At 51.0% G+C, this 22,632-nt stretch carries 19 protein-coding genes and 1 riboswitch; of the genes, 8 read left to right on the forward strand and 11 right to left on the reverse strand.

Features of this window, described 5'->3' with window-relative positions; translation table 11 throughout:
• Window positions 1-37 precede the first annotated feature (37 nt).
• The 6 genes from eno to JNJ77_01580 form a co-directional block, all read right to left on the reverse strand.
• On the reverse strand, window positions 38-1,348 hold the full coding sequence (gene eno, locus JNJ77_01555; GenBank protein ID MBL8821243.1) for a phosphopyruvate hydratase: 1,311 nt from the start codon (window positions 1,346-1,348) through the stop codon (window positions 38-40).
• Window positions 1,349-1,433: 85 nt separating this feature from the next.
• Window positions 1,434-1,649 carry a hypothetical protein gene (locus tag JNJ77_01560; GenBank protein ID MBL8821244.1) on the reverse strand — a complete coding sequence of 72 codons (216 nt, stop codon included), beginning with the start codon at window positions 1,647-1,649 and terminating at the stop codon, window positions 1,434-1,436.
• A 268-nt stretch (window positions 1,650-1,917) separates the two neighbouring features.
• The gene (locus tag JNJ77_01565; GenBank protein MBL8821245.1) at window positions 1,918-3,045 is read right to left on the reverse strand and encodes a DUF1559 domain-containing protein; all 1,128 of its coding nucleotides are present in this window, start codon (window positions 3,043-3,045) and stop codon (window positions 1,918-1,920) included.
• 194 nt (window positions 3,046-3,239) lie between these two features.
• Complete coding sequence (locus JNJ77_01570; protein MBL8821246.1) at window positions 3,240-3,929, reverse strand: CPBP family intramembrane metalloprotease; 690 nt, start codon at window positions 3,927-3,929, stop codon at window positions 3,240-3,242.
• Between the two features lie 7 nt (window positions 3,930-3,936).
• Complete coding sequence (locus tag JNJ77_01575) at window positions 3,937-5,145, reverse strand: HD domain-containing protein (GenBank protein ID MBL8821247.1); 1,209 nt, start codon at window positions 5,143-5,145, stop codon at window positions 3,937-3,939.
• Window positions 5,146-5,299: 154 nt separating this feature from the next.
• Window positions 5,300-6,910, reverse strand: a complete 1,611-nt coding sequence (locus JNJ77_01580) for a hypothetical protein (GenBank protein MBL8821248.1) — start codon at window positions 6,908-6,910, stop codon at window positions 5,300-5,302.
• A gap of 283 nt (window positions 6,911-7,193) precedes the next feature.
• Here JNJ77_01580 and JNJ77_01585 point away from each other — a divergent pair, with 283 nt between their 5' ends.
• The 6 genes from JNJ77_01585 to thiC all read left to right on the forward strand — a co-directional run bounded on the left by JNJ77_01585 (window position 7,194) and on the right by thiC (window position 14,272).
• Complete coding sequence (locus JNJ77_01585) at window positions 7,194-7,967, forward strand: hypothetical protein (GenBank protein ID MBL8821249.1); 774 nt, start codon at window positions 7,194-7,196, stop codon at window positions 7,965-7,967.
• 67 nt (window positions 7,968-8,034) lie between these two features.
• Window positions 8,035-8,475 carry an NUDIX domain-containing protein gene (locus JNJ77_01590; GenBank protein MBL8821250.1) on the forward strand — a complete coding sequence of 147 codons (441 nt, stop codon included), beginning with the start codon at window positions 8,035-8,037 and terminating at the stop codon, window positions 8,473-8,475.
• Between the two features lie 134 nt (window positions 8,476-8,609).
• Complete coding sequence (locus tag JNJ77_01595; protein ID MBL8821251.1) at window positions 8,610-10,637, forward strand: thioredoxin domain-containing protein; 2,028 nt, start codon at window positions 8,610-8,612, stop codon at window positions 10,635-10,637.
• A gap of 79 nt (window positions 10,638-10,716) precedes the next feature.
• Window positions 10,717-11,667: a transporter gene (locus JNJ77_01600; GenBank protein ID MBL8821252.1), complete on the forward strand. Its 951-nt coding sequence runs from the start codon at window positions 10,717-10,719 to the stop codon at window positions 11,665-11,667.
• A 77-nt stretch (window positions 11,668-11,744) separates the two neighbouring features.
• Window positions 11,745-12,731, forward strand: coding sequence for a hypothetical protein (locus tag JNJ77_01605; protein ID MBL8821253.1), 987 nt, complete (start codon window positions 11,745-11,747; stop codon window positions 12,729-12,731).
• Between the two features lie 47 nt (window positions 12,732-12,778).
• A riboswitch (TPP riboswitch) is annotated at window positions 12,779-12,897 on the forward strand.
• Between the two features lie 46 nt (window positions 12,898-12,943).
• Entirely contained in the window at window positions 12,944-14,272 is a 1,329-nt protein-coding gene (thiC, locus tag JNJ77_01610; GenBank protein ID MBL8821254.1) for a phosphomethylpyrimidine synthase ThiC, read from the forward strand.
• Between the two features lie 8 nt (window positions 14,273-14,280).
• Here the strand turns inward: thiC and JNJ77_01615 are convergent, their stop codons facing one another.
• The 5 genes from JNJ77_01615 to JNJ77_01635 form a co-directional block, all read right to left on the reverse strand.
• A complete protein-coding gene (locus JNJ77_01615; GenBank protein MBL8821255.1) occupies window positions 14,281-16,467 on the reverse strand; it encodes a GH32 C-terminal domain-containing protein in 2,187 nt (728 codons plus the stop codon).
• Window positions 16,468-16,544: 77 nt separating this feature from the next.
• Complete coding sequence (locus tag JNJ77_01620; protein MBL8821256.1) at window positions 16,545-17,876, reverse strand: FecR domain-containing protein; 1,332 nt, start codon at window positions 17,874-17,876, stop codon at window positions 16,545-16,547.
• Window positions 17,873-18,421 carry an RNA polymerase sigma factor gene (locus JNJ77_01625; GenBank protein MBL8821257.1) on the reverse strand — a complete coding sequence of 183 codons (549 nt, stop codon included), beginning with the start codon at window positions 18,419-18,421 and terminating at the stop codon, window positions 17,873-17,875. The genes JNJ77_01620 and JNJ77_01625 overlap by 4 nt, the downstream gene beginning before the upstream one ends.
• A gap of 127 nt (window positions 18,422-18,548) precedes the next feature.
• Complete coding sequence (locus JNJ77_01630) at window positions 18,549-19,418, reverse strand: hypothetical protein (protein ID MBL8821258.1); 870 nt, start codon at window positions 19,416-19,418, stop codon at window positions 18,549-18,551.
• A complete protein-coding gene (locus JNJ77_01635) occupies window positions 19,415-20,257 on the reverse strand; it encodes a sugar phosphate isomerase/epimerase (GenBank protein ID MBL8821259.1) in 843 nt (280 codons plus the stop codon). The genes JNJ77_01630 and JNJ77_01635 overlap by 4 nt, the downstream gene beginning before the upstream one ends.
• A gap of 184 nt (window positions 20,258-20,441) precedes the next feature.
• Between JNJ77_01635 and ispH the strand changes: the two genes are divergently transcribed.
• Both ispH and JNJ77_01645 read left to right on the forward strand, forming a co-directional pair.
• The gene (ispH, locus tag JNJ77_01640) at window positions 20,442-21,374 is read left to right on the forward strand and encodes a 4-hydroxy-3-methylbut-2-enyl diphosphate reductase (protein ID MBL8821260.1); all 933 of its coding nucleotides are present in this window, start codon (window positions 20,442-20,444) and stop codon (window positions 21,372-21,374) included.
• A gap of 76 nt (window positions 21,375-21,450) precedes the next feature.
• A complete protein-coding gene (locus JNJ77_01645; protein MBL8821261.1) occupies window positions 21,451-22,632 on the forward strand; it encodes a hypothetical protein in 1,182 nt (393 codons plus the stop codon).

Raw genomic sequence — 22,632 nt, forward strand, 5'->3', positions numbered from 1 at the left:
GGTTGGTGCTGCAGGCTTTTCTAAATTCAAGTGGATTCTATCGTCCCCACAGCTCCGCGCCAAACCTCGCGGCACTTCCCAGATCATCTTCAATCCGCAGCAACTGGTTATATTTGGCGGTTCTATCTGTGCGGCTGGGTGCGCCGGTCTTGATCTGGCCGGCATTGGTAGCCACTGCAAGGTCGGCTATGGTAGTATCTTCGGTTTCGCCACTTCGATGGCTGCTGATTACGCCAAAGCTGTGTCGTTTGGCCAGTTCAATGGCTTCCAGAGTTTCGGTCAGGGTTCCGATCTGGTTCACCTTCACCAGGATGGCATTGGCGCTCTTCTCTTTGATGCCTCGTGCCAGCCGCTGCGGATTGGTGACGAACAGATCGTCGCCCACTAACTGAATCCGGCTGCCCAGTTTGCTGGTGAGTTTCTGCCAGCCTGTCCAGTCGTCTTCCGCCAGGCCGTCTTCAATGCTGCAGATGGGGAACTTGTCGCAGAGTTTCACCCAGAAATCAATCATTTCATCCGTGCTAATGACCTTGTCGGGTGCGCTCTTAAAGAAGCAGTAACCGGCCTTGCCCTTTTTCTTCGCTTCTTCAAACAGTTCTGTAGTAGCAGGGTCAAGTGCGAACTGAATCTGGTCACCCAGCTTATATCCTGCCTTCTCGGTGGCAACACTCAGCACTTCGAGTGCTTCTTCATTGGTTTTCAGGTTAGGGGCAAAGCCACCTTCATCACCTACGGCTGTTGAGTAGCCACGATCTTTCAAAACGTTCTTGAGATGATGGAAGATTTCCGTGCCCCAGCGAAGTGCTTCGCTGAAACTGCGGGCACCCAGCGGCATCACCATGAATTCCTGCAGATCGACGTTGTTGTCAGCGTGCTTGCCACCGTTCACCACGTTCATCATGGGGACGGGCAGCACGCGGGCGTTGGCACCACCCAGGTAGCGGTACAGGGGTATGTTCAGTGCATCAGCGGCGGCGTGGGCTGTTGCCAGCGACACACCCAGGATGGCATTAGCGCCGTACTTGCCCTTATTCGGTGTGCCATCGGCTTGCAGCATCTGCTGATCGATTGCAGTCTGGTCGAAAGCATTCTTGCCCACCAGGCTTGGGCCGAGGATGGTGTTCACATTCTTGACTGCAGTCTGCACGCTCTTGCCGAGGTATCGTTTCTTGTCGCTGGTGTCACGCAGTTCTACTGCTTCATGCTCACCGGTGCTGGCGCCGCTGGGCACTGCGGCCCGGCCAAAGGCTCCGCCTTGCAGTTTGATTTCCACTTCCAGTGTTGGGTTACCCCGGCTATCCAGAATTTCACGGGCATGAACATGTTGGATTGCTGTACAAATCGACATGTATTGTCAGTCTCCTATCGAAAAAAATGATCAAGCGTGTCTGACACCCTTGCCAGCACGTTACATGTCCATGTTTGATATAGCATTACTTGGACTTGCCAGGCTTAGCTGAAGGCGCCAGTCCACCTGATTTTGCTGCAGGTGCTGGGGCACCCATATCTGGAGTTTTCAATTTCGAGAGTTTTACATTAGGATCAACAGGAACTTCCCCGCCTTTTTCTACTTTACCTTTATTATCCCCACAACCTGAAAGAATCAGTAGCAGGAATGAGCTAATAAAAATGGCCATGGTGTAACGCATACGCAACTCCAATACGATACTAAGTACAGTTATACAATTATAACTAACTCAAGCTGAGCACTTTCAGAAGGAGAGCCTGTCTAAAAGGCGATTTACCATCATATTGATGTGGTTCGCATCGTTGGCAGAATAGTGCATTCCTTGCCGCAAACGCTTGTCACACTTACTGTTATGGAAAACCATCCGTCAGATTTTGCTCAGTTTGAGTAACTAACAAATAAGGGGAGGAATATCCTCCCCAAATAGGTGAATTACCATCGTCATGTGTTTAAGGTTCAAGATTGCTGATATTAATCTGCGCACCATCACGCCATCCCCCTAGAGATTGGAGCGTAAACCATTCAGTAGATCCGCTGATATAGGGGGGGGTGTTAAGAAAAGTTCCGCCATCATTAGTATTTTCAAATTTGAGAGTACGCACAGAATTGTCCCCAAAACAGAACTGTGATCCCGCAGTATGGGTGCTGCCAAATTTGTACCATTGTGATGCATCGTTTCCAGAACGTTTGGCACTACCATTTCCCCAGTAAGTCTGCAATGCACCGACACCAACCCACGACAGTGCAGTGTCACGACCAGCAGCTAGATTAGCTCCAATGGTTTCACCAAAAATAATCGTATTGCTCGTGCCATCTTTGTTCGAAATCTGACCTAGCGTTAAGCTGCTGCGATTGGTCAATACTCCAACGTACTTATTAGCGGCCAATGCGGACGAGTCAGAAGAAAGAGTAACTTCTCCCAATAAGCCTGCGCATCCAACATAGTTGGTTCGTCCTAAGGCTTCGCCTAGAGCGCCAGTCAGTGTATCTGCTTGTTTATAGACAAGTAAGTCTGCAGGATTATTGGTAGTTATTAGATACACTATAGTCCCATTGGTAGTTGTTTCTCTTACCGTATCCGATGGGCATTCAAACATTTTCATCTTGGCTTGAGCTGATAGTTGATTCGCCGCAAGCGTCCACCATGGCAAGCGCGCTTCATTGATGTTCAGATTCATCTGCGTGGTGCTTAACGGTACTGGCCCGACAGGTAGCGGAAACATTTTCTGGGTATCGAGAATGCTCGCACGAACAGAATCGAGTTCCAGATATGGAAGCAGTGTAACCAAGACACCAACATAAGGACCGCCATTGGCTAAATCAAAATTGGGGTAAGTAGGCATTCCTACCACAGAATTGTAACTGCCTGGAGGGCACTTCTTGGTATCGTTGTGGTAATTATGCATGGCCAAGCCGATTTGGCGAAGATTGTTGGCGCACAACATCGCGTTGGCTGCTTCGCGAACGCGCTGCACCGCAGGTAACAGCAGGGCCATCAATAAGCCGATGATGGCGATGACCACCAGTAATTCAATCAGTGTGAAAGCTGACCGTCGTGAAGATGAGGCATGCTTCATCCAATGTTCTCCCATAAAAATCGGTTCAAGATGATGCCATGTTACCCCGGCAACATTACCAGGTAAATACCTTTGCGAGCCAATTGCATCTTTATTGAATACCAAACCTTTAGTACGAAATAAACACACTGGCTCATTTTGCTGTTGCACTTTGATACCATTTGTGCAGTTACAGCTTCGATGAATCCAACGATTTATCCTAACAAACCAACCAACACATTGTAAGCACAATGTGTGCCAACTGCGATACCTAATCCGCGATAATGAAACAATAGTCCAAAATAAACACCACCCATGCTCCGAAACAGGCAGATTTTCCATTCCCATGCTTCCCCTTGTGGCCCCAGGCAATGGGCTGCTGCAAAACCAAATGCAGAAATCATCAAGGATAATACCAAGGCTGTACGATCCTGCACCACACTTTTGAACAGCCAGTAGAGCAATCCAAAGCCCAACAGTCTGAAGAGAATCTCTTCAAAAATACCACTGCCCATCAACGCCACAGCCTGCAAAGTGCGAGTGTTAATACTCAGATGGGACAATTGAGAAGTCACCACAACTCCCAGCCCCCAGAGAGCCAGGGATAAGGCCAGACTTTCCAGAAACATGCCCGCTACTAATGTCCACGATTCGGGAGGCGATCTGTCCCACTTCACAACCGCCCAGCCAATACCGATGACTGCTATCATCAGACTGGGTAAATACTCTGCGGGCATCTGGTTCTGTTTGCACAGGTTCGCGAGCCACTGGTCTATCCCTGCCCGGTATGGCTGCATTCCTTCCATGGTCTGGTACAGCATGCTGCCTTCGTAAATCACCAGCAAAGGCAGGATGAAGAGCAGGCATGGCCAGGGATGTCGGGTTGATGACCAGTAGAAATTCATGAAATGGTTACACCACCCTTATGATGTGTCTGTCGCGCACTACATCGAGGTCGAGAAATCTAAGAGATTCGTGGTTACTGCCCATGACGATGATCGGCTTCCAATCACCCGAAGTCGCCAACTGGTTCCAGGCAATGATCTTTCCGGTTGAACCATCCGCCAGTTCAACCAGACTACCCACGGGTGCACTGGCCCATGGCAACAAGAGCAATGCTGCAATCTGGTCCAGTCTTCCTTGCCTGGCCTCCTGCAACACCAACTGCACCGCTTTGCGTGTGGAATAGGCTTCACGATGAGGACGAGGCTGGCAAAGCGCTGCATAACTGTCTGCCACTGCCAATTGTCGTCCCAGATCAATCAATTCCTGCTGCTTCAGTTTCATGGGGTAACCACTGCCATCAAGCCGTTCGTGATGCTGAGCAATGGCGAGGGCTACATCAAATTCTTCAGGCTTCAAATAGGGTCGCAAACGTTCTGCCAGCCAGGGAGCGTGATGCCGCCATTGTTGACGGGTGGTGCTGTTGGTCTGTTCCTGGGCAGCCAGTACTTTCACGGGCAGCCTGGTCATACCTAAATCGTGAAGCAGCCCTGCGAGGATGGCATTCTGAATATGCCTGGACGAAAATCGCACGGGATGCAGCATCCGCTGCAATACCTGAGCTGTGTTCAACCCATGCGAAGCTGCCCAGAGAAATGGTTCATCGGGTGTCGCCTGGTACCACCACAGCGGCGGAGCCTGCAACAGATATTCCCGGTACAAATGATTGGCTAACTCTCTTACTCCATCGAGTGGCCAGATGTCTTTCTGAATGGCATTCTCGAACCATTCCGTGAGCTGGCTGCGCTGGTCTTCATGGTTGTTAAGGATGCGCCGCTGCTGGCTTTGCAGATTCAAGTGCCGAGTCACTTCATCAAGCACCAGGCGGATATCCTGAAGTTGAGACTGGTTCGCTTCACCAGTTTCCAATGAGCGTATGGTCAGGCGAAGCATCGCCAGGTTCTGCTGCAGTCCGGGCGTATCGGGTGTCTGTCCCAGGCCTTTCAGCTGTAACAGTAATTGCTTGGCTCGCAGCAACTGCTCGCGCAGGCCCATCTGCGGCCCGGTATCTTCCGGATCGCTGTCTACCAGCGAAGCAGCGCTGGCATGAGACAACAACCGCAGCCGGGGAGGCAACGACAGCGTTGGCGTGGTTTGATCTGTCGGGAATTGTGCCATAAGTTTTCTGATGCCAGTCTGGATGCAGATTCTCGCATCGCTTACTTCGACTGGATGCAGGTGTGACTTGATTGTCCGGTTGCGTTTTCAGGAAATGCGATGGCAAACTGTAACAGTTCCGCGACGTGTAGGGATCGCACAGCACCTTGATGGTTCAATGATTGCCCGAACGAGTGAAGAAGCTCCGTCGTACTATGACCCACGCCAACCAGAACCAGGGCAACATCGCTGCAGTTCGGCCCCACCATGGGGAGTGCAAATGCAATGGAAGCTCAAAACAATAAAGCGATCCTTCAGAAACGATTCTGTCCAAACTGTGGAATTTCTCCATGTAAAGTTTGGAGAGCGCTCCTGGAGCGCCTGTCACCGGGCGCATGTCAAATGTGTGTTCACGGCGATTACCTGGCTGATCATCTACCATGGTGGTGTACATCGCTTTGGCAATCGTCGGCTTCACCCGTGCCACCAGGTTGTTGAGTATAGCCCACTTGCCTTCAAGTAATTCCAAACGTTTAACCCAGGGAGATCGGGTGAGCAGCAAATACTGATACGATCCAGGCAACCAGTTGTGGAAAGAGATTGTGGTGGAATACGGTAGTACGATCGTACATAGATTTATCAGTTGACCATCCTGAATGGCAAAATGGTAATGTGTTTTTTCTGGATGCTCTTCATAGCTTTCGCCGCTTAGTTCGTTTCCCGAGACATAGAGTTTCATGTTTGTGTTGTGTAATTCTTCTGAGAACGGCACTCTCTGAAATCCCTGGTCATCCACTTTGAAAATGCTGTATTGAGAATAAAAGGAGTTGCTAAAGAGGTTTTTGTTTCGGTTTGCAGCACCTTGGTGAATCTCATTCAGTGTTAATTGAATGTGAGGCTCAGTAGCCAATGAAAAGGTTATAATATGTGGCCCTTGCCAACTCACACATTTTAAATGCGCTGTTTTATCGCGGTAATGCTGGATGCATTTGCCAGTGGTGGTATCGTAGAGAAGCAATCCTTGGGAATCTGGTCGAAACAGATTGAAAAGTTCATCTCCTTCAAACACTTTGCGACCTTTAGCAATGGCTCGTTTCTCTGCCACTCTTTCGTCGCCCCAGGATTCTGTTACAACAGCACGCTTACCATCGTCTGAGAATTGCCAGTGAGCATGAAGGCGATTCTTGGGAACCGGCCATTGCGAGAGCATTTTCAAAGGTTGATCGGGATGATCTGGTAACTGCCATGCCTCGTACCATGCTGGCAATTCAACCGATAAAGAATTCGCGAAATACTCCAGGGCATACGACAGGAAGGGATTGGTTGGATAAATAATCTGCAGAAAACGCTGCGACCAATTGTAGCGAACAAAAAGAATCTTACTTTTGATGGGCCAGGCAATTCCATGCGAAAACGCACCAGGATAGTGCCAGGTGTGAACTGCTTTTTGCTTGTTGTCTTCCTTGAATCGCCAGGAATAGAGCACGTAACCGATGCCGTTCCCGGATTTCTCCATTGCAGGCCACCAGACAACATCATCGTGAATTCTGGGAACGAAAAGAGTTTCCCCTCTTCGAAGAATGTTGGGATCACTGGTTGATAGTCGATAGAGTTCGCGACCTGTCTGTTTGTCAAGTATCACTAAACCCAGAATGTGAACATTCCCAGCAACCTGACCAAACTGATACTCAACAGCCAGCAGATACGGGCCGTTCTCCTGTTCAAATTGAGGATACAACACTTTTCGTTCAGGCAGCGTAATGGACCAAAGTGGGCGAGGTGACATCAACTTATCGACACCCCACCAAAGGAAACATGAAGCAGCAACACAGGCTACTACATGCCCTATCTTTAACCAAGGCTTGTGAATCTTCGACCTGTTGTCCGTCATGAATTCGAGATGGATAGATTTATCATCTGCATAATACCGTACCTGTAAGACTGGAAAAAGAACATTTGTCAGATGCCCTCATTTCGATGGCAACCGGATGTATAATCCACTATCTCCCAGGCAAGTTGCAGAAGAAAAGTCGGCTGGATGTTAAGCTGAATGATAAGTGGGTTTTACCATGAGTTCTGGAGAGATACTCAACGATCAAGAATCAAAGTTACCCAACTATGGCCGCAACCATTCGATGTATGGCACAGGATTGCGGTGGATGAGCATTGAACAGGTTTCGCCTGACAAGGTCAATGCAACGCTTTGGGTGAGTTTGATTTTTATCCCACTCATACCGCTGCGGCGCTGGCTTTGCCGTTTCGCAGGATACGATGGCAGCCTGGTATTCCTGGCGCATGAAGTAGAATCACCCTTGCTTGAAAAGCTGGAAAGAACGCCGGTGACTCTCAGTTCTGTCCTGTCCACTTACGTCTGGGCTTTGGTTACTTGTTGTTTTCTCTTTAGCCCCATTGCGTTCATGATCTGGTGGACGAATCAGCGGGCAGCGTTGCCTTTCGAGATCGTTCTGATCTTCTTCTGGATTATTGTCGTTGGTTTGTTCCCCTTCTGGAATGTGAAACGTGAGCGGGGCATCCTCGAAGCAATCCGCGGGCAGGAATATGCACAAGCCTGTGAGTTTCAGCGGCTGCAAACCAAAGAATACAATAAACGTAACTGGGAACAAACTCATTACTTTCCACTCTGGGTCTATTTCATCGCAGGTATCGCTGCGTTCTTTATCGCAAACGAGTTAGCAGACTTCCTCGGCTGGAACAACAAGGAAGTGAAATCAGTCTTCTGGGTTGCTTTCACTATTCTCCTCAATCTTCCGGTCTATTGGCTGGATCGATATCTCAAGAAACAACAGTTGGCCAGAGAACAGCAGGCTTCTGATATATACTGATTTTGGCTGACAAGAAAGAACCCCCTCACCCCCGACCCCTCTCCCTCCAGGGGAGAGGGGAGAAACTATGTCCAATCAATCAGATCGCATCTTTGGTCAACGCATTGACGGCGTGGAGTACCAACTTAGGCCAGGCAGCTATGTGGTGATCCAGCACGAGGGTCGCGTTGCCATCGTGAAAGCAACCAGCGGATATTGTTTGCCGGGCGGTGGTGTGGAGCCGGGCGAAACTCCCGAAGATACCGCCATCCGCGAATGCTGGGAAGAAGTTGGCCTGCGTGTGAGGTTGATCAGATTGCTGGGCTACGCGGACCAGCTTGCCTACGGCATACCCGAAGAACGCTACTTTCAGAAACAATGCACGTTCTTTCTTGCTGAATTGGCTGAGAGCGAACGAGGGCCAGGGGAACACGATCACGAACTGCACTGGATGACGAGGGATGAAGCACTTAACAGTTTGGTGCATGAGAGTGAGAGGTGGATACTCGCTGAACATTCACTGAATTAGTTCAGTAGGACATGCTGTTCATGTCTCCCCGAATCAGGTGATGCCACAACAATGCATTTCACCTAGCGCACAAATCTTTTTGTTACCACAAGCGATGGTGAGGCACGCACAGCGTGCCCTACTACAATACCTCCATGAACCATCTAGCGAACGAAACCAGCCTGTATCTGCGTCAACATGCTTCCAATCCGGTAGAGTGGTATCCCTGGGGTGATGCTGCTCTCAGCAAAGCCAAGGCTGAGAACAAGCCTATCTTTCTCAGCATTGGTTACTCGGCATGCCACTGGTGCCATGTCATGGAGCATGAGAGCTTTGTCGATCCTGACATCGCAACGATGCTCAATGAACATTTCATCAACATCAAGGTCGATCGCGAAGAGCGTCCCGATATCGACAACATTTACATGAATGCCACGCTGGCTCTGAATGGCCATGGCGGCTGGCCGATGAGTGTTTTCCTTACGCCTGATTTACAGCCTTTCCATGCGGGCACCTATTATCCACCAGAGCCACGCTACCAGATGCCTAGTTTCAGGCAGTTGCTGACTGCGGTCATCAATGGCTGGCGAGATAAACGCGAGATGCTCGTTCAGCAGGCTCAGAATGTGACCAATGCCGTCGTGGAACATGTCAGCCGTGAAGTGACAGGCAATGTTGAGCTTGGTGAAAACCTGCTCCGTGGTGCCGGGACCATGCTCAACAAGGCTCACGACATGCGCCACGGTGGGTTTGGTAGTGCACCCAAGTTCATGCACACGCTCGATCTCCGGCTGTTGCTGCGGCTTTCGGCACGATTCAACGATGAAGATGCAAAACAGATAGTTCTCTTCACGCTCGACAACATGGCTCGAGGCGGGATCTACGATCAGATCGCTGGTGGGTTTCATCGCTACAGCACCGATGCCCGCTGGCTGGTGCCTCACTTTGAGAAGATGCTGTATGACAATGCCTTACTGGTGCCTGTGTATCTCGAAGCGTTCCAATCAACAGGCAACCAGGAATTCCTGCGTACTGCTGAAGAAACACTCTCGTGGGTGGAAAGGGAGATGACCAGTCCGTCTGGTGGCTTCTACAGCACCACCGATGCTGACAGCGAAGGAGTGGAAGGCAAGTTCTTCGTCTGGTCGCAGGCAGAATGCAACGAGGTGCTGGGCGAAGATGCTGACTTTGCTGCAGGGGTGTTCGACATTACGCAGGCAGGCAACTGGGAAGGGCACAACATTCTCAATCGTCCGAAAACCCTGCATCAGGAACTGGTACTCAACAAGATTAGCGAGAAGGAGTTTCACGACAGGCTGGCACGCATCAAGATGAAACTGCTTGCGGCCCGCGAGAAGCGAATCAAACCCAACCGCGATGAGAAAATACTTGCAGCATGGAATGGACTGATGATTGCAGCTTATGCGCAGGCTGCACAAGTCACCGGCAACAAGCATTATGCCGACATGGCCAGCTGGGCTTCAGACTTTGTGCTCACTCGCATGCGCCAAGTCGATGGCAGGCTGTACCGCGCCACGCTGGAGAATGGCCAAGCAAAGTTAAATGCGTACCTGGAAGACTATGCCTATGTGATAGATGGATTGCTTCACCTGGTCGAAACAACCTGGCAACCGCGTTGGTTGCAGGCTGCCAGGGAACTTGCTGACATTATGATTAAACAGTTCTGGGATGCATCTTCACCAGGGTTCTTCTTTACAGGTAATGATCATGAATCATTGATCTACCGTGAAAAGCAGATCAACGATAATGCAACTCCGAGTGGAAACTCTGTGGCGGTAACGGTGTTGTTGAGGTTGGCAAGAATCACGGGCGACAATCGATATCTGCCTTACGTGGAGAAAGTATTGCGGCATTACGCTCCACTGATGGAAAAGCAGCCTATGGCATTGGGACAACTGTTCCTGACGTTGGATGATTGGCTGGGGCCAGTCGATGAGTATGCCATCTTGCCGGGCATACAGGCAGACGACGCTGAAGCGGCTTTACGATTGCTGCATCGAAAGTACATGCCTCGCAAACTGGTGGTCGGCCCGCCTTTGAAAATTCCATTGCTTGAGCATCGCAATGCAGTGGATGACCAGGTAACAATCTATCATTGTGTGAATCAGACTTGCGAACAGCCTTGGGTGGGAGTGCAGCAGATTACGAGCAATCTAAACTAATCCGTTTGCCCATATCTCCTGAACTTGCATCGTTCAAATTGCCGATAGCGATAAAGACATATTCTTTATGGTCGATAATATGTTGCGGTATGTTTTTACAGGAGTTGGGCTGCTTTTATTCGTGCTGCCCACATTTGCTCAGGATTTGTTTCCAGTCAGACCCAATACCAATGAGGCGAGCGCTGCACCAACAATGATGATGCAGCAGGAAATAGATCGCGGTTCAAGGATCGATTCACTGTGGACCATTCGCCGGCCACGCCGCGATGCACTGGGTCAGGAACAAGGAACCCAAGGAAGCTTTGAACGGCCTGATGAAATTGAGACAGATCGTGATTCATTTACTCCTGCTGTTACGACGGTAGCTCGTCATCGAACGATCCTGGAATCAGCATATACTTTCACTGATTTTCGACATGGTGGAGAAGGGCATAGCTTTCCAGAGCTGTTGGTGCGTTATGGTCTCACGGATCGCTGGGAATTGCGTTTGGGTTGGAACTATGAAATCGCTGGCATACCAGCACTTGATGGTGAAGGTGCCGCTTTGCCTGACGAAGGCGGAAAAGAGTTTGGCAATCGCGTAACGTATGGTTCTAAATTCCGACTGACCGAAGCGGAAGGCTGGATGCCCGGCAGCGCGATCATCCTGGCTGGTGCCACTCCGACAGGCGGTCCGGCAACAGATACACACTTCATTGCTACTTATGTTTTCGGATGGGAATTTGCTAACCGATGGAAGCTCGACGCTTCATTCCGCTACGGCACCGGTAGTGAAGAGGAAGACCGCTTCAACGAATGGGCGCCTTCTCTTGTGTTGAAAGTACCGATAGGGGAGAAGATCAACACCCACGTTGAATATTTCAGTATCTTCTCCACTGGCAAGGAAGAAGCGATACGTGCTCACTACTTCAGCCCAGGCGTGCATTTTCTGGTTACAGAGAATTTCGAAATCGGTGTGCGAGTTGCCTGGGGATTGAACGAGCAAGCTACTAACTTCTTTGCCAATGCCGGTATCGGCTGGCGTTTTTGATCGATATGTTGTAGTCAGTTTTCTTTGACTACCATTACATCATGCCTTAGCATGGCAAGATACACCGGGATGTCATCATGAAGCTGTTTACTATTATTGTTGCTTTACTGAGCACTTTACCTGCATGGGCTGAGGACAAGCCTGAGTCTACGTTTAAATTGCTGGGAGGTTGGCGTATCGCGGGTGAATTTGCCCGTGGTGGTATCGCGATTGATCACGCGAATCGCAAATTGTATATGGTTGGTCATGCACAGCGAAATGAGGTGTATGAATATGAGTTGCCTGAACATGGAATTGGTAATGATCCAGCATCGTGGCCAAGGGTTAATATTGTACGCACCATTAAAGGCTGGTGGGAAGGTGGCTATGCAAATAGCCTTGCGTTTTATGAGGGAAAGCTTTGGGCTGCCCCACGAATGTTCTATGACATGAAACCGCCTCGCAACCTCGTACTTTATGCCATGTCAGGAGAAACTAAAAATGTCTTCTTGCCTCGACAGCAGTACGGTGGATTCGTCAAATCGGCTGGCAAGTTTCCTGAAGTAGGAGGCGGTGGTTATGAATCAGGGCAAGGCACATCATTTGGACCTACACTTGGCACACTGGATGGAAGAAAACTGATCCATCACGATTTCAGTGGGAAATGGGATACTCGTGAAAAGCGAGAGCCCAATTATTACCCTGTTACAAATAAAGATGGATGGACCGCACTTATGCCTCGCGAACTCAATGGAAAGAAGGAAGGCCGTTGGGCTTGCGACAGGATTTACGCTGGTGGCATACGGTTGCCCTCAGGAATCTATTACTGGCCTAGCATGGGAATTGGTGACATCGATTACAATCGGCAGAATGAAACCTTCGCAGCGAAAAACCTGACATATCAGTACCGCTATAACCCCGAGAATTATCAATTGATTGGCTGGAAACTGCTTCCGGACATGGGCATTGTGATTGGCCAAGAATTGTCTCCTGATGGCAAACTCCTGTATTTGTGTATTCGAAGTATCTGGAAAAGCGGTATGTACAAGGTAGACAACGCAGTCATGGTTTTTGAAGTGAAATAGTCAGCAATTGTACACGTTGTCTCTTTTATTAATAATCCAATATCATAACACCACGCTGGGGGTGTCTTTCCCTATTTGCTGAAAGCGGATAGCTGAAAGGCTGAGAGCATACCCCGACTGACCCGATCCGGATCATGCCGGCGTGGGCAAGCGACTTACTGAACCGTTCTGGTTCCTGTTGCTTCCTCGTGCCGTCATTGGAGGAAGCATCCATGACCACGCAACTCATCGCTGCCCGCGCTGGAAAAATCACTAACGAGATGGAATTCGTCGCGCAGCGCGAAAACCTTAAACCCGAGCTCATCCGCGATGAAGTAGCCCGTGGCCGCATGGTCATCCCGGCCAACATCCATCACCTGGCAGGCCACCTTGAACCGATGTGTATCGGCATCGCTTCCAGATGCAAGATCAACGCCAACATCGGAAATAGCGCTGTGACGGGAAAGATTGACGACGAATTGGAGAAGTTGCACACCGCAGTTCACCTCGGTTCAGACACTGTGATGGACCTCTCCACAGGCGGCAACATCGACCAGATCCGCCAGGCTATCATCGATGCGAGCCCGGTTCCCATTGGTACCGTGCCCATCTATCAGTGCGTGCAACAGGTGAAGGACGCCAAGGATATCACGCCTCAGCAGATGCTCGATATGGTAGAGCACCAGGCGAAGCAGGGTGTTGACTACATGACCATTCATGCCGGTGTGCTGATCCGCCATGTGCCGCTTACTCGCAACCGTGTGACAGGCATTGTCAGCCGCGGTGGTTCGCTGATGGCTGAGTGGATGATTGCTCACCACAAGGAAAATCCCTGGTACACTCACTTCGATCAGCTTTGTGAGATCATGAAGGCTCACGATGTCACTTTCAGCCTGGGTGATGGGTTGCGTCCTGGCTCACTGGCTGATGCCAATGACGATGCTCAGTTTGCTGAACTCGAAACGCTGGGCGAACTGACACTGAAGGCCTGGTCGCATGGCTGCCAGGTGATGGTCGAAGGCCCAGGGCACATCCCCATGCACCTGGTGAAGATGAATGTCGAGAAGCAGATGAAGGTCTGCCACGAAGCGCCGTTTTATGTTCTTGGCCCGCTCGTCACCGACATAGCACCGGGCTATGACCACATCACCAGTGCTATTGGTGCTGCGATTGCCGCTGAGGCCGGTGCTGCCATGCTCTGTTATGTCACGCCAAAGGAGCACTTGGGCCTGCCTAACAAAGATGATGTCCGCCAGGGTGTAATTGCCTACAAGATTGCCGCACATGCCGGCGACATTGCACGTGGCCGACCAGGCGTGCGTGACCGCGATGATGCTCTCAGCAAAGCGCGATTTGATTTCGACTGGAATAAACAGTTTGAATTATCTCTCGATCCTGAAACCGCTCGCAAGATGCATGACGAGACCTTGCCTCACGATGTCTTCAAGAGTGCAAAGTTCTGTTCGATGTGCGGCCCGAAGTTCTGCTCGATGCGCATTACCCAGGATGTCCGCAAGCTCGCCGAAGATGCAGAGCGTGTGAGTTTGAATCTGGTGGGTTAAACGAACTCCTAAGGCTGCTTCACATTCTCAAACCGAGCAGATTTCAGTGTCCAAGCTTTGCCTGAGACTAGTTCTGCGCTGCCGCCTTGGGCGAAGAAACGGGCCTGGGTGGCGCGTTCGCCTTGAGGGAAAATCTGCTGGGTGACGCATTGCCTGCCGTTGGCAAACACTTCCAGCACGGGGCCATCAATAAATATTCGCAGCTTGAGCAGTTCATCCGGCTTCAGTTCAAGTGGAGCATCTACCGTCAACTTGGGTGCATGATGGCTGCCATACCCATCGAGTGGGCCAGCGGAGTACTTTACATCCTTGCGAAGAGTTGACTTGCTCATGTCAATACTGATGGTCTTCTTCACTGGTGAATACCGAATGACGGTTTCCTCTTTCGTAACAGGATCGCAGAATACCTTGATGCCGACTTCACTGGCGGTGCGAACCCTGATGTTTGCTTCGATCTCCAGCGATTTGCCATCAACCCGGCCCAGAGGCAATTGACCGTTCTGTGTTCTCATGTAATTGAGCTTGATTTCATTCTCGCGGAGTGCCTGCAGTTCGGGAACAGGCTCAATGGTTAATTGACCATCTGGAGATAAGCCCAGCACTCTCGGCATGCTCTGTACTCCAGAACCAGTTGCCCGTTGTGTGGTCATCTTGCGTGGATCGGTAATCCAGGCCCAGAATATCCTTCGACCTTTATCATCCAGCAGGCTTTCAGGGGCAAAGTAGGTGCCACCGGGCCAGTTCATGCGGATGTGTTGCTCCGGGAAGAATTTTTCCTTAGCTGGATCAAATGTACCCAGATACACACGTGCCCCGACTTTATGACTGATGCACAGCAATGCATGCTTGTTGCCGATTTTGAAAAAGTCGGGACAGGAGCAGTCCTCGCCATCTACCGTCCAGTTCATTTCTTTATGTTCAAAAAAGGCGTGCTTGGGTGTCCAGTTGACTAAATCGGGTGATGTGCACAAGTAAAGCGTGTCTTTTTTGTCGGGCAAATTGTTCCCGCCCAGCAGACACCAATACTGTCCACCTTCAAACCACAGGTATGGATCCCATACAGTGTACTTCCCGAAGTTCGGCTCACCCTTTTTGGGCATCGGAACGACAGGATTGTTGGCATGCTTCTTCCATTTGATCAAATCATCATCCTCTGCGGTGGCGACACACACACCGCCGTTGATGCCAAACCAGCAAAGCATCGGCTTGCCTTCTTTGTTGATAAAGGCGTTGCCTGAAAAAATACCGACATCCGTGCCATGCAGTTCCGAAAGCAGTGCAGGGGGATGGAACGTCCAGTTCACCAGATCAGTGCTGGAAAGGTGTCCCCAGCAATGTCCGCCATGAGGCCGCTTCGGATCCTGATAAATGTACATGAGGTGATACTTACCCTTCCAGAAGATGCAGCCATTGGCATCGTAAGGCAACGCCACCCCTTCGTGAGGCCGAGCAGTAACGTGCCATGCTGGCCACAGTTCTGTTTCACGGGTACGAGTCGGCATACCACCTACCTGGAAAAAACTGACGCCGCCAGGCAAACGCAATGCCCCCGATTCCAGTTTGGCTTGACCAAGTAATTTACCAGTAGGGAACATGCCCATACGGTCATCCAGTTTGCCGGTGCTGAAATCCCACCATGCCAGAGGTTTGATGTTGGTGAGTGCACCCGGTTTCATCACGCCCAGTGCATCGGCAGAGAGTGCATGTGAGTAGATACGAGCATCCACAATGCTGCCAGCAAAGCATGCCCTATCGCTTGCATCGAGATGACGCAGCCCCATCACCACCGTGCTTTGCTCATCAAAACGAACGGGTTCTGAAACTGCGCTTTCTGAAATAGTTATGCCATCACGGATGATGCGTACAGTTTTCCCCTGATACACGATGGCAATCTGAACCAGTTGATCCGTCTTGGCAGTCTCAGCAGGCCACTTGGATTGATCCGTTGGTGTGCGATGAAAAAACTCGCTGCCCGGCATCCATTTCGCAGGCTCCTTCTCGCCGAATACGATGGCATCAAAAGCCCCGTCGCTGTTTTCAATGGTCAGTACACTTCCGCCTCGTTGCGTAAGGCTGTCGATCTTCACCCAGGCTACCAGAGTCTTGTCCGTCAGCAGCCAGGTGCGGGAAAGCTGAGCGTGTGCAGGAGTAAAAAAGAGAACGAAAGCCAACAGGCCGAAGAGATACTGTTGCATGATAAGCCCGGCAAGTGTGAGTTCTTCTCAGTGTAGAGGAAGATAGCCCACTGGGCAGTAATGAATATGCGTGTACGTCACTTCCCATCCACAGCACAGCGAGATTGATTGTCAGCCCACCACTGCTGCCAGGTTTTCTGCATCGATTGGCAACTCATTGGCGCTGCGGCTTGCCAGGCCTGGGTGGAATATCCAAGTTCCTGACCTGTCAACCTCTTCAACCCTGCTGCGATGCCAGCCCGCACTTGTGGATCGCGGTCTGTTAACAATGGAATGAGTTCACCAATGGAACGTGGCTGTGCCAGATCAGCCAGCAGGCGAGCCGCTTTCCTTCGTTTGAAATCCTCATCACGGGATCGATCAGATTGCAGATACCGTATCAGCGGAATTACAGCGTGATCGCCCAACAGACGAATCTCCTCATCCAGCAGGAACTCCATCTTGGTATGGCCAATGCCTGCAAAGATATCATTGATGCGGCGGGACAATTCCGGGTTATCTCGCCCTTTGAGCACCAGAATTTCATGTACCCAGTTGGTTGCCTGGCATAATTCAAATTCCTGCTTGGGTAATTTACTTTCCTGCTGCTTGTCCACCAGAAATTGATGCCCTGAGCCTACTTCGAAAATCTTGCCCTGGTTCTCCACCCGAGTGTTACCTTCCAGAACCGAGAGCATGGTTCGATCAGGCAAATGTGCAAGATCGAACTGAGTGCCCAGCGCTGTCACCGTCATCGTGGCGGCAAAAACCTGGAAAGGATCAGGCGCTTTCGCGACCGTTGACCAGACCTGCCCTTTCTGCAATCGAATTTGTCGTGGGCTATTGAACACCATCTCCGTGCCATGATTCAACCTGACTTCAGAACCATCGGGCGTACGAAACTCACACCGGCCTCGTTCTGACGTGCGCACTGGAACTCCACACCCAACCAAACCGCCGGTGGGCATTGCCGTCCAGTTGCCGTCTTTCTGTATTTCCACTGCACCGCTGGCAACTGTGAGTTGCATTGTTGACGCAGGAGAAGGGTTCACATTAGCTAGGTCTTGAGCCGGATTGATCTGTCCTGCAGCTGGACGGGGCAGCCACAGCCAGGCGAGGAGAAACCCTGCCGCTGCAGCTGAGACAGCCAGCAACCATGTTCGCCAAGGGGTAGTACTGATGGACTTATTCTGCCATGGAACTATGACTGGCTTCACTTCAGCCAGAACCGCCTCAGCGATTTGATGGGCATGCTGTTGATACGGCTGCATTTCTAAATGCAAACGCTGATCAAGTGTACGCAATTCCTCAGCCAGTGCTCGGCATGCATCGCAGCGCTGAACGTGCGTGGCAACCTGTTGCTGCAGTTCTGTAGGCAATTCGTCATCGATCCATGCGCTCAGATGTTCAATGATTGAGTCGCAGTTCATGGTCTGGACTCCTGGGGACAAAGTTTCTGTCGTAATAGCATCCGAGCTTTGGTCAACCTGGCATTCACGGTTGCAGAAGAAACCTGCAGAACGGTTGCCAGTTCCTGGTATGTCACATCCTGGTAATAGTAAAGGAGCAACACTTCACGAGACTCCTCAGGCAATTCAGCCAGTGCCAGTGATAATTCTTCCTGATGTTCTTCCGCTGGGCTGATAGGTCGGCCGGGTATTTCATTAGCCAGGTTGGTTTGGCCGTTCAGAGAACTGAATGGCACCGTGGTGCGTGCCTTGGCTTTCAGCCAATCAAGGCAAACCCGGCGGCCAATGCCCCGCAGCCAGGCGCCAAAATGTTCAGGCACCTGCAGCGTGTTCAGGCTTCGAATGCCGCGCAATAAGGTTTCCTGAGCCAGATCGGGAGCAACATCTCCCCGCCGTACCAGCGCATGACACTGCGCAAGGATTCTCCCCGACCAACGGTGCACGAGTTCCGTCAGTGAAGCAGTATTGCCTGCCCAGATTTGACGGACCAGCTCACCGTCCGTCATGAATGCTCCTTAAAACCTTGCCAGTTTTCGGTGTACACTCTCAAGGTACGCCTTCTTAGTAGAGCATCATGACAAAGTTATTAGGAAAAATGCAGAGAATAATCTGCCATGCAACAGAAAGTACATTTCATCTTTTCTGAGTATCTATGATTTGCCACTTCTCCAACTGCCTTCGCATCGCAGGCAGGCTCATGCTGACCAGGGTGAATTCGCCACCACCTGCTAATATTCCTACCACCTTGCCTTGTTGATCAATGAACGGCAGGCCGACCAGTTCTTCAAAATCAAACCGTTCCAGGGGTTGAAGGTACATTATTTTATCATTGACATTCATGATCCGGCATCGATAAAGCTGCTGTGGCTTTTTCATCGGATCGCCCACCAGCCAAACCAATTGATCCTTGCTCGATTCTTGCGCGAGCGACAAGCCAGGCAGCTTCACCGTGTTGGGTAATGGCCAGTCTGCCATGTCTTTTCCCATGTCAGGATTTTCGAGCATGTTCACCGGACGATCTTCTGTGTGTTCACCCAAATGTTGCGGTGGACCTTGCAATTCTTCTAGTCGCAAACTTAAAGTGGATGCCAACCGGATGCGCTTCACCCTTTCCCATTCAGCTTGGCTCATGCAACTTGCAGTGGTGACTACATACTGCTTTCCGGAATGAAGAAGAAACGCATTCACAGTGAGTGGCTTATCTTGTGCCTCATACATGGTGAGCCTGAGAGTGGCACCCTCAGGCAGCGGAGGAAGTGTCAAGTTCGTGGTTGGTTTGGTTTCTTTCTGTGGTGAAACAGATGCGATCGGTTTGGTATTCAATGGCTCCGTATTGGTATTCTGACTGAGTGAGGTTGTTCTTGGAATTACGTTTTGCTGAATCAAACGATAGACCAGCACAATAATCAGAAGAAACGCAAGAAGAAAAGCAACGAGAGCGGGCAGGCTTACCCAAAACCCGCGTCCATCATCACGTGTTCTCGATGATCCCGAATTACTCATGCTTTCCAGTGCTTACGAATGAAGTCGTAACCTTCCTGGTAAACTTCTTCGCGTGAAGTGAAGAAATCACGCCAGACACGGGTGGCTGCTGCCAGTTCAGGCAGTGCCCGGCCAAAGGCTTCGATGACCATCCAGCCATCGTAACCCGTCTTCTTGATGGCCTTGAACGAATCGGCCCAGCGGACTTGGCCTGTGCCCGGCGTGCCTCGATCATTTTCACTGATGTGGACATGGAACAGATGCGGAGCCACAGTGGCAATGGCACTGACGGGATCCTTTTCTTCGATGTGAGCATGGAAAGTATCGTACATGCAGCCGAAGTTGGGATGATTAACCTGCTTCACAAAGGCTGCGGTATCGACGGCAGTATTGATGAAATAACATTCAAACCGGTTGAGGTATTCAATCGCCAGTCTGACTTTCGCCTGTGCAGCATATTCAGCTACAGTACGCAGGGTCTCTGCTGCAAACTTCTTTTCATCCTTCGTGGCGCCGGTACCACTGAATACGCCTAGCGGTGAATGGTAAGGCCCGCAAAGCGTTTCGCCGCCAAAGGCATGAATCATATCGATCACCCACTTCAGGCGATCAACGGCGGCCTGGCGAATGGCGGCATCGCTGCTGCTCGGATTGGTTTCTGGTCCGACCACCGTGACTGCTGTGGAACGCAATCCCTGGTTCTTAAGCTCTCGGCCTATGTTCTGGTATTGGGCGAGGGTGCCATCAAAAATAGGTAACTCCACGCCATCAAAGCCGGTAGCTCTGATAGCTGCGATCACAGGGAAATGTTCTTCGGTGACCTGGGAAGTCCACAACAGCAGATTCATGCCAATGTTCATGGAGGAAAGCCCTGAAGTAATTCAATCGTTGAAACTCAGATGGACATCTTACATGGTTCAGTGGGAAAAGGTGATGACAAAATATTGTTACATCGGAGATGTGATGACTACAAACCAATGTGATGACTACCAACCATGCAGCCTGTAGAATGTAATGGGATAATTAACTTGTCTGCGAGACAGTATGCGTGTGATTCTTGCCAACCCGCGGGGCTTCTGTGCGGGTGTGAATATGGCGATTGAAGCACTCGATCAATCCATCAAACAGTTTGGCACGCCGCTCTACGTCTATCATGAAATCGTTCACAATCGATACGTGGTTGACCGTTTCAAAACGCAGGGAGTTACCTTCGTTAACGAAATTGCGGAAGTGCCTAATGGTGGTACGGTTCTTTATTCCGCTCATGGCGTCTCGCCAGCATTGAGGCAGGAAGCCAAGGCTCGGCAGCTACGGGCCATTGATGCGACCTGTCCGCTCGTTACCAAAGTGCACATGGAAGCGATCAAATTTGCCAAAGACGGTTACCATATTCTGCTCATCGGCCATGCAGATCATGATGAAGTGATTGGCACCATGGGCGAAGCGCCAACCGTGATGACGTTGGTCGAAACAGTGGAAGATGTAGAGAAACTTCCTTTCACTACTGAGAGCAAGCTGGCGTATCTCACGCAGACTACGCTCAGCGTCGATGATGCAAATATGATCATTTCGGCCTTGAAAAAGCGGTTTCCGCAACTCATCGGGCCGAACAAGGAAGATATCTGTTACGCCACGCAGAACCGCCAGGAAGCAGTAAAAGAGCTAGCCAAGGAAGTTGATCTGGTACTGGTGCTTGGCAGTCAGAACAGTTCGAACAGTCAACGCCTGGCAGAGCTTGCCAAACTGATGGGCAAGCAGGCGCATTTGATCGATACGGTGGCGGAACTTGACCCGGCGTGGTTACTTAATGTAAAGTCGGTGCTGGTCACAGCCGGCGCGAGCGCGCCTGAAGTGGTGGTGCAGGACCTGATCGATTACCTGATCCGTTGCTACGGCGCCAAGGTCGAAACGCACACGGTAAGGGAAGAACATGTCAGGTTCCCATTGCCGAAAGAACTCAGGTTAGTTATGGCATAGTATTAAGAGAAGAAGTATAGTGAGCGTGATGCTATGGATGGCATTACGGCAATACCTTTTGCTGAGAGATGACAACATGTCGGAACGTATGGATGCAGCCGACGGCACTATCCTGTCGATGGTGCATCACCGCTTGAGTCGACACAACGAGCCTATGGCACGCAAAGGTCTCCACATCGCTCTGGTCTACAACACCTTTCAGGACAGTGCGCCTGAGAACCCGAACGACCGTGGTGGCATGGGCGATCTTCGCGCCATGATCCGCCGCCAGGCACGCGGGTTGCGAAAAGCTGGCTTCCAGGTCACTGTGTTGCCTCTCGCCTCGGATCTGCTGGCGTTCCAAAGACGTCTTCGCCGTCTGATGCCTGATGTCGTTTTCAACCAATATGATGATGTGGTTTACGGCGCCAAGTATGAAATGAGGCTGGCTGCTGTCGTCCGTATGATGGGCTTTCCGATCAGCGGTTCGCCAGCACTTGCGTTGGGCTTGTGCCGGGAGAAATACAGCACAGCTTGTTTGTTAGCCGGACAGGGCATTCCCATTCCGGGCGAAACTGCCATGCTCAGCAGCATCAAACAGGTGGATGAGCGTGATTGGCAATTCCCACTCATCGTACAGGCGAGTCAGGAGCATTGTGGCCTGGGGCTGGATCGCAACAGCGTGGTACATTCCAAGCGTGCCTTGCGGGAAAAAGTGCGACAGGTGGTGCGTGAGTTCAATCAACCGGCATTAGCGCAAAAGTTCCTGCCTGGCAGGGAGTTCAACGTCGGCCTGGTAGGTGGCAACAAGCTTCGCATCATGCCACTGGCTGAGGTTGATTACTCTCGTTTGCCGAGCGAGATTCCACCCATCATGTCGTATGCCGCTAAGAACATGGAAAACACGGTGGAGTACAAGAACACCTCGGTAGTGTGTCCTGCCCAGAATGTCGAGCCTGAGGTTGCCAAGCGTATTGGCCAGGTGGCAGCCCGGGCTTTCCGTGCAGTTGGCGGTTGGGGCTATGGCCGTGTTGATGTCCGTCTTGATGAGGATGGCACACCTCGCGTACTTGATATCAACTGCAACCCGCTACTTGATGAAGGCATTGGCCTGGCACGCAGCGCGGAGAAAGCAGGCCTCAGTTGGCCCAAGCTTCTGAAATTGATTGTCAATGCAGCGCTGGAACGCATGCCACACGATATCAGTGTGCCCATGCTGCCCCATAATAATGGCATGGCACGGGGCGCCCAGTTGATGACAGCGGGGAGTGTTGGGTAA

It is taken from the genome of Planctomycetia bacterium, assembly GCA_016795155.1.
GTDB lineage: Bacteria > Planctomycetota > Planctomycetia > Gemmatales > HRBIN36 > JAEUIE01.